A 7,395-nucleotide genomic window follows, 5' to 3' on the forward strand; every position below is an offset into this window, starting at 1 on the left:
CGGCGGTCTGCGACGCGCGATGAGCGCTGGTGTTGCGGCAGCGCGCGGGGAGAGAGTGATCTGGGTGACAAAGAAACGCGTGAACGCTACGCGCCGGGTGCAGCCGGTGTCGCGACCTTGAGTAACAACACTGTCAGCCGATAGCGGCCACGGACTGTTCGACCCAGCCGTAGGCGATGCGCTCTTGTTCCAGGCGCAGCCGTTCGCCGAGCACATCGGCCTTGAGCTGCTCGAACAGTGCCTGCTCGCGTCCGGTGAGGCGGGTGAGGGTGCCGAGGTGGCGCTTGTCGGCGGGCTCTCCGACGCAGAGGTCGCGGTGGCGGTCGAGCGTGGCGCGGTCCATGAGCAGCGAATGCGCATGCGGCAGGTGTGCGCGCAGCCGGTCGAGCATGGCGAAGCCGTGGGTGTCGATGTCGCCCCAGTACCACACCGGCGCTTCGCGCAGCCACGGGATGTCGGCGAGTTGCTCGAGGCTGTAGCCCAGGCCGAAGATCACCATGCCGCCGGCCACGGCCGGGAAGGTGAGGCCGTTGATCTCGTTCTCGGTGATGAATACCTGTCGCACCGGGAGCCTCAGGCGTGCGAGCTCGGTACCGGGCACGGTGAGGTCGGTGAGGCCGTGGATGGCGAGGGCCGGGTCGAGCAGGCGGAAGCGTACCCGGGCAGGCTTGTCGCGCAGTCCGTAGCGGCGGTTGAAGCCGCGCTTGCCTGTGGCGTTTGCGTCGATGGCGTCGGCGGGCAGGACACTGTCCAGTAGCTCGCCGAGCAGCCCGCGGCGGGCCTCGATGAATTTGGTGTCCACGCCCGGGATGTCCAGGGCGCGCAGGTAGCGGCCGGGTCGGGGGTGCGCGCGGAACCACTCGAGCACGGCGAGTATCCGTGGCCAGTCTTCGGCATGTTCGAGCGCGGTGAGTGGGCGCGCAATGAGCCACTCCCGCAGTGCCGGTAGCCGCGCCAGGGTTCCGGCGGCGAGAGCGTCGAAGCGTTCCGCCGCGCGGGTCTCGCCGAGCAGGCGCAGGGCGTCGGCTTCGGTGGGCACGATGAAGGCGGCGGGCAGGTCGTTGGCGCCGAGGGTGCGGTGGTTGGTTCGCCGCCACTCGATGTCGAAGCCGTAGTCCCGGCGTTCGCGACTGTCGGCGCGCAGCCGCGCCACCCACTCGCCGACGGCCTCGAACTCGGCGCCGAGCTCGCGGGCGGTCGGCCCGCGGCAGGGGATGCGCAACGGAAACAGTGACTCGCCGCGCAGGCGGGCGGCGAGCAGCTCGCCGCGGTCCCAGTGCCGCCGCAGGGTGCGGCGCACGCGCCCGCCGTCGCTCCAGCTCATCCGCCGGCGCGGCGCTGACGGGCCTCGCGCTCGGCGCGGTATTCCTCGATGCTGAGGTTGCGCAGCAGCGAGCGGCGTCCGCCCTCGTTGTGCACGAAGCCCACGCTCGCCACGTAGGGCTCGATGATGTGGATCTTCTGCAGTGGTGTGATCACCAGCAGCTGCAGGTTGAGCCGCTTGAATAGCGCCAGCCCGTAGCGTGCCGATTCATCCGAGCCGCGGCCGAAGGCTTCGTCGATGACCACGAAGCGGAACGAGCGCGAGCGGGTCTCGCCCCACTCCAGGCCGAACTGGTAGGCGAGGCTCGCGGCGAGCACGGTGTAGGCGAGCTTCTCCTTCTGACCGCCGGACTTGCCGCCGGAGTCGGTGTAGTGCTCGTATTCGGCGTCGTCCTCGCGCCAGCGCTCGGAGGCGGAAAAGGTGAACCAGTTGCGCACGTCGGTGACCTTGCGTGTCCATCGCCGGTCGAGCTCGGTGGTGCCCTCGCGGCCCTGAAAGCGCTCGATGATGGCCTTGACCTGGAGAAACCGCGCTTCGGCCTGTTCGTCGCTTTCCTCCTCGGCGCCGACGGCGTGCTCGGTGCAGGCACGCAGCTCCTGGCGGAAGTCGCGGATCTCGGCATCCGTGGCGGGCTCGGCGACGAGATGGATGTAGCGCCCCGGGTTGTAGTCGATGTCGTGCAGCGAGCGGTTGATGGTGTCGATGCGCTCCTGAATGGTCTGGCGCTGGTTGTTGAGCTGGGTGTTGAACGCCGCGATCTCGCGCACGGCGTTTTCCTTGAGCAGCGCGCGGAAACGCGCCTCGAAGCGCGGCAGGTCGTCGCTGCGCAACCGTTCCAGCAAGGCGCGGAAGTCGCCGGCGGCATCGAGGCTGGCGTCCATCTCGGCGGCATCCGTGGGGTAGTCCCGCAGGAATCGCTGCATGGCCGAGATGACGCGGTCGCGCACGCGTTCGCCGTGCTTGAGCTCGGCGTCGATGCGTGCCTGCAGCCACCCGCGCATGTCGCGTTCGCGGTTGTCGCAGGATTCCACGGTCAGCGTGCGTTCCCCGAGAGCGTCTTCGCGCATGGCCGCGAGCTGCGGGAAGATGTTCGTGCGGGTTTCCTCGCTGGCACCGTCGCGCTGCTCCCGCGCGGCATCGAGCGCCTCGACGGCGTTCTCGCGCTTTTGCTCGGCCTTGGCGCGCAGCCTCTTGTGCTCGTCGAGCGCGGCATCGGTTTCCGCTAGCCGGGCCTCGAGGGCGGTGAGCTGCTCCTGGAGCACCCGCAGCTGGTCGGACGCGGCCTCGAGCTGCGCGCGCTCGGATTCCAGTGCCTCGATGCGGCTTGCGAGCGGGCGCCAGTCTAGTTGCTCGAAACGCTCGAACACGGAGAGCTTGCCGACACTCTCCAGCTGCTCCCCGATCCCGGTGAGTCGTTGCTGGCAGCGGCCGATGGATTGCCCGAGATCGGCCATGCGGCTGGCGAGATCTTCGGCCTGCTTCTCCAGCGCCGCGATCTTGGCCTCGTTGCTCCACCCGAGAATGTAGCGCGAGCGGTCGTCGATGCGGTGACGGTCGTCCTTCTCGTGGCGCATGCCACCGGACTTGATCTGGCCGCTGCGGGTGATCGCCCGCTCCTCGCGGCGGAAGCGCTCCATGTCCGTGCAGCAGGTGTAATCGAAGCGGCGCACGAGCTCCGCTTCCAGCCAGGCGTAGAAACCGGAGTCCGGCTTGATGGTGAGCCGGCGGACCAGCGAGTCCGCGCCGACGTCCGCCACCGGGGCCGGGCGGGCATCGCGCACCCGGTAGTAGACCAGCCGGCCGCCGAGGTGCGTGCGGTCCACCCATTGCGCTACCTCGGCGTAGGCGCTGTCCGGTACCAGCAACGACAGGCCGAAGCCGTGCAGCAGGCGCTCGATGGCGCCTTCCCAGTCACGGGCGTCGTCGCGGACCTGGATGAGCTCGCCGGCGAACGGCAGATCGGCCTCATCCAGTGACAGGGCCTCGCACAGCGCCTCGCGAATGGCGAGCATGCGGCTCGGCAGGTTGGAGCGTCGCTGGCGCAGGGATTCGAGCTCGGTGGTGACCTCGGTGTGTTGCTCGCGCAGCTTCGCGAAGGCGACCTCGTGCTCGCGGCGCTCGCCCTCGACCGCGTCGCGTTCGGATTCGAGTGCTTCGCGGCGTGTGCTGAGCGCTTCCCGGTTCGCGAGGAAGGTGTCGGCGTCATGCGCTTCGGGGAGTTCCAGCGCGGCGGCGACGGCGTTGTACCGGCGGGCGTAGCCGTGGCGCTCGTCGCGCTCGGCGCGGGTGCGTTCGATCGCCGCCTTGAGCTCTTCGATGCGGTCGCCGCCGTGCTCGGCGATGGCCTGGCGCAGGCGGTCGCGCTCGCCCTGCTGCTCGCCGCGGTTGCCCGTGAGCGCATCGATACGCGCGCCAAGGCGGTGGTGTTCGCTGTCCAGGTTGGCGAGCCGCTGCTCCAGGAGCTCGGCTTTCAACTCCGCGAACCACGGGCTGAGCGCCTCGCGGCAGGCCGTCAGGGTCTGCGTTTTCGCGGTGCTCTCGGCGTGGGCGTCGGCGTCGGCTACCAGCGGCGTCAGCGCCTCGATCTGCCGGCGTGCCCGGACCACTGCCTCGTGCGCGCGGTAGAGATCGTTGAAGTGGTTGATGAGCTGTTCGATGCGGGCTTCCACCGGGAAGGCCTCGAGCATGTGCGCGCGCACGAACTCCGTGAGGTTGCCCACGGACTTCATGGACACGGTCTGGTTGAATAGCTCCAGCGCTTGTTCGGTGTCGATGCCAAAGCGCCGCCGAAAGGCCGCGCCGTAGGGCGGGAAACTGTCGTGGAGCTCCACGTGGTCGCTGTCACGCAGGCGCTTGCGCAGGTTCTTGAGGTCGCGGCCGAAGTCGGCGAAGTCACGGGCGATGGTCAGCGCCCCGTCGGCGACCACGTAGAAGCGCGCCGGCTGGCCGCGCGTCTCCTTCATCCAGAACACCTGGGCGAGGGTGACGTGCTGATCGAAGCCCTCGTTGTAGAAGTGCGCGAGCAGTACGCTGTAGCTGTTGTAGTCGCGCAGTGCCACCGACTGCGCGGCCAGCCCCTCGTCGCTGCGCTCGCTCTTGTAGTGGCCGAGCACGTAGGAGCGCAGGCTGCGCTCGCGGGCCTCGGCACCGGCGGCCTTGTTGTACGTGATCCGCTGGGCGGGGACGAGCAACGTGGTGACGGCATCCACCAGCGTCGACTTGCCGGAGCCGATATCCCCGGTGAGCAGCGTATTGTCGCCGCCGGCCTCGAGCGTCCAGACCTGACGGTCGAACGTGCCCCAGTTGAGCACCTCCAGGCGCTGCAGGCGGAATCCGGCGCGCTCGTCGCTGGGGGCGAAATCCAGCAGACCGCTCTGGGCTGTGGCGCTCATGCCTCGTGTGCCTCCCCGCCGTCGCTGCCGTCGATAAGCTCGCGATAGTTGCGCAGGTTGGTCTCCAGTTCACCGAGCCACTGGGCGTCGACGAAGGCCTTCAGGATACGGCGCACCTCGAAACGCTGGGCATCGCCGCGCAGCCGGCGCAGAAAGCCCAGCTCCACGGTGCGGTTGATGTGATTGTCGATGCGGTCCATCAGCCGTGCCTCGTTGGCGGTCTCCGGCAGGAAGAGCCGGATCATGTCGACGATCTGCTCGCGGGTGACGATCAGCCGTGAATCGCCGCCGGTGGCGTCGTGCTCGGCGAGCTTCTTGCGCAGCAATGCGAGCAACAGGCTCACCGGGTAGCTCAGTTGCCGGCGGGGCACCAGACGCGGTGGCGGTGTTTCGCCGGTGTTATCGTCATCGCGCTGACGCAGATAGGCGTAGCCTTCGGACTCGTCGAGCACCAGCTCGAGCCCGAGCACCGCGATGTAGTCGCGCACCCGTGCCTGCAGGCGCAACAGATCCTGCCACAGCGAGGGGTTGTCCTCCTGGTGGATGACGCCCCTGCACAGGTTGACGACCACTGGCGAGAGGGCGGGTTCGGCGGTTTCGTGTTCCATGGCTGCGATTGTCTGTCAGTGAAGACGGGCGGTCCATCGCACGAATGATCGTTGGCCGTCCTATCGGCCGAATATGACAAGCGGCGCGTGAGCGCGGCGGGTGCGCCCGTCGGTGTCCGTCCACTCGACAGGGATTCGGCGGTTGTCGTCGATCACAGCAGCCTCGTCGTCGGCGGCGAGGCTGAGGTAGGTCACCAGCTCCGCGAGTCCGAGCTCGAGCGGGTGTTCGGTGAGCAGCTCCGGCAGCGTGATCTGATCGCGCGTCTGCAGCGCCCGGCGGATGCGTGCGCTGAGCGCGGCACGGTCCACGTAGACCTGCTCGAACAGGGCGTCCGTAGGGATGTCGGCATCCCCTTCGTCGACGGCGGACTGCTCGATGACCGGTTTCAACGGCGGCGAGTACAGCGGCCGGTCCATGGCCAGCTCCATCCGCGGCGCGGGCTCGTCCAGGTGCATGAACGTGCCCCTGGGCAGGTGCTCGCGTACCGCCAGGGCGTGATGCTCCACCTCGCGCAGCAGCGTCATGATCCGGCGGTTTTCGAGCCACGCCTGGTCGTCGAGATAGCGGCGCAGCTGCTCGGACAGCCGCGCGACGGTGCGCTGCGCCACCTCGCCGGCATCGAGCCAGTCGTAGTGCACGCGCCGCAGCCGCGGGTCCGGTTCGAGCTCGCGGACTGCCGGCAGGCCCAGGGCATAGTCCAGGCGCTCGCCCAGCTCCTCCTGGCGGGACGGCGACATGAGGAAATCCCAGAACCCCCGGAAGCTCTTGCCCTGGTCGGAGTCGGCGATGGCGTCGCGCTCGCCGAAGATTTCCTCGAGCAGCTCGCCCTTGCCGCCCTCCCAGGTGGCGATGCGTTCGCGCACGCTGCGGTCGAGGTCGCGGAAATTCTGCTCGACCTGCCGGAAGTCGCCGAGCAGCCCGCGAGCGGTATCGGCGATCTGCAGGAAACGCTCGCGTACCCGGGTGGCGTCCATGAACTCGAGCTCGCCGGCGCGCACCCGCGCGATCTCCGCGTCGATCGAGGCCTTGCGTCGTTCGAGCTCGTCGATGCGCACCTGGGGATCGGTTTCCGTGCCCTCGACGAGCTCGCGCAGCAGCTCGAAGACCGTGAGCAGGCGCGACTCCGTACCCACGAAGTGCTGCTCGGCGTCCAGACCGGCGAGCCATTCGACGGCGCGCTCGGCCGCGGGCGTCAGGTCGAAATGGGCCTCGTCGCTGTCGTCCGGGTAGTAGCGCCGCAGCCAGCCGCGCTCGTCCGCCGCCCAATCGGCGAGATACTCGGCCGCCGGCTTGGGGAAGCTATCCGCTCCGTGGGCGGCGCGCACGTGGTAGAGCTGATCCTCGAGCTTTGCCGTCAGTTCGCTCTCGGCGAGGGCACGCACGTTGGATCCGACGAACGTCGCGTAGAGGAAACTGGCGATAAGCGGTGCGTGATCGGCGAGCAGGAGCCGCCAAGCGGGATGGGATCGGCGCAGGATGGATAGGCGGTCGTATTCCATGGCGATTTCCGGGTGTCCGACGGCCCATGGTAGGGCAGCTGCTGGTTAATGCCCAGCGCCGTCCACGACCGCCGAGCGTGCATTGCCCCAGGGCAGGCGCCCCATGGTTGCCGGATACGAGGCCCTGCTACGTTCCCCGGGGAGCCTGTAGCCACGGCGTCTGCGGATTCGCTTTTTGAAAACAGGCGCATACGCTAAGCGTGTTCCCCGCGGACGCGGGGACTCGATGGCGTTGATCACATAGTCGCCCGGTAGTGCCGGTACCGTCGCCTGCCGCACGCTGAACGCCCCGCGATGCCCGGCCACGCCTCGCTTCCACGCAACCCTTTCACCCGCAACCGAATTTCCCGTGTAGTCGGGCGGTTAGCTTGCCTACATCGGCCAACTTGGCGAGAATTACGCGCCTGATCGGGCCGGTTGTCTCCAGGCCGGCCCGCGGAACCGCCGCTAGCCAATCCGGGAGACGTCACCGCATGCCTGCTCGCCGTGAACTCGCCAACGCGATCCGCGCCCTGGCCATGGACGCTGTCCAGCGGGCCCAGTCCGGGCATCCGGGCGCGCCCATGGGGAT

5 protein-coding genes are annotated in these 7,395 nt (G+C 68.6%); 1 reads left to right on the forward strand and 4 read right to left on the reverse strand.

The genetic code is table 11. From position 1 onward, the window contains the following. Positions 1-133: 133 nt before the first annotated feature. The 4 genes from ACPEES_RS19435 to ACPEES_RS19450 are packed head-to-tail and all read right to left on the reverse strand — an operon-like array spanning position 134 to position 6,824. The gene (locus ACPEES_RS19435; RefSeq protein WP_435105335.1) at positions 134-1,324 is read right to left on the reverse strand and encodes a DUF3322 domain-containing protein; all 1,191 of its coding nucleotides are present in this window, start codon (positions 1,322-1,324) and stop codon (positions 134-136) included. After that, positions 1,321-4,716, reverse strand: coding sequence for an ATP-binding protein (locus tag ACPEES_RS19440; RefSeq protein ID WP_435105337.1), 3,396 nt, complete (start codon positions 4,714-4,716; stop codon positions 1,321-1,323). The genes ACPEES_RS19435 and ACPEES_RS19440 overlap by 4 nt, the downstream gene beginning before the upstream one ends. Next, entirely contained in the window at positions 4,713-5,324 is a 612-nt protein-coding gene (locus ACPEES_RS19445; RefSeq protein WP_435105339.1) for a DUF4194 domain-containing protein, read from the reverse strand. Before ACPEES_RS19445 ends, ACPEES_RS19440 begins: the two co-directional genes overlap by 4 nt. A 60-nt stretch (positions 5,325-5,384) precedes the next feature. Next, positions 5,385-6,824 carry a DUF3375 domain-containing protein gene (locus tag ACPEES_RS19450; protein WP_435105342.1) on the reverse strand — a complete coding sequence of 480 codons (1,440 nt, stop codon included), beginning with the start codon at positions 6,822-6,824 and terminating at the stop codon, positions 5,385-5,387. A gap of 473 nt (positions 6,825-7,297) precedes the next feature. On the opposite strand from ACPEES_RS19450, the gene ACPEES_RS19455 reads away from it, so the two are divergent. After that, the coding region (locus tag ACPEES_RS19455; protein WP_435105344.1) for a hypothetical protein at positions 7,298-7,395 on the forward strand (98 nt) is incomplete at its 3' end.

Origin of the sequence: Arhodomonas sp. AD133 (assembly GCF_051195215.1) — a bacterium.
Classification (GTDB): Bacteria; Pseudomonadota; Gammaproteobacteria; order Nitrococcales; family Nitrococcaceae; genus Arhodomonas.

What these genes read in the sequence shown, in the direction of transcription:
- ACPEES_RS19440 (WP_435105337.1), bottom strand. Translation starts at nt 4,716, where the DNA reads ATGAGCGCCACAGCCCAGAGCGGTCTGCTGGATTTCGCCCCCAGCGAC.
- ACPEES_RS19445 (WP_435105339.1), bottom strand. Translation starts at nt 5,324, where the DNA reads ATGGAACACGAAACCGCCGAACCCGCCCTCTCGCCAGTGGTCGTCAAC.
- ACPEES_RS19450 (WP_435105342.1), bottom strand. Translation starts at nt 6,824, where the DNA reads ATGGAATACGACCGCCTATCCATCCTGCGCCGATCCCATCCCGCTTGG.
- ACPEES_RS19435 (WP_435105335.1), bottom strand. Translation starts at nt 1,324, where the DNA reads ATGAGCTGGAGCGACGGCGGGCGCGTGCGCCGCACCCTGCGGCGGCAC.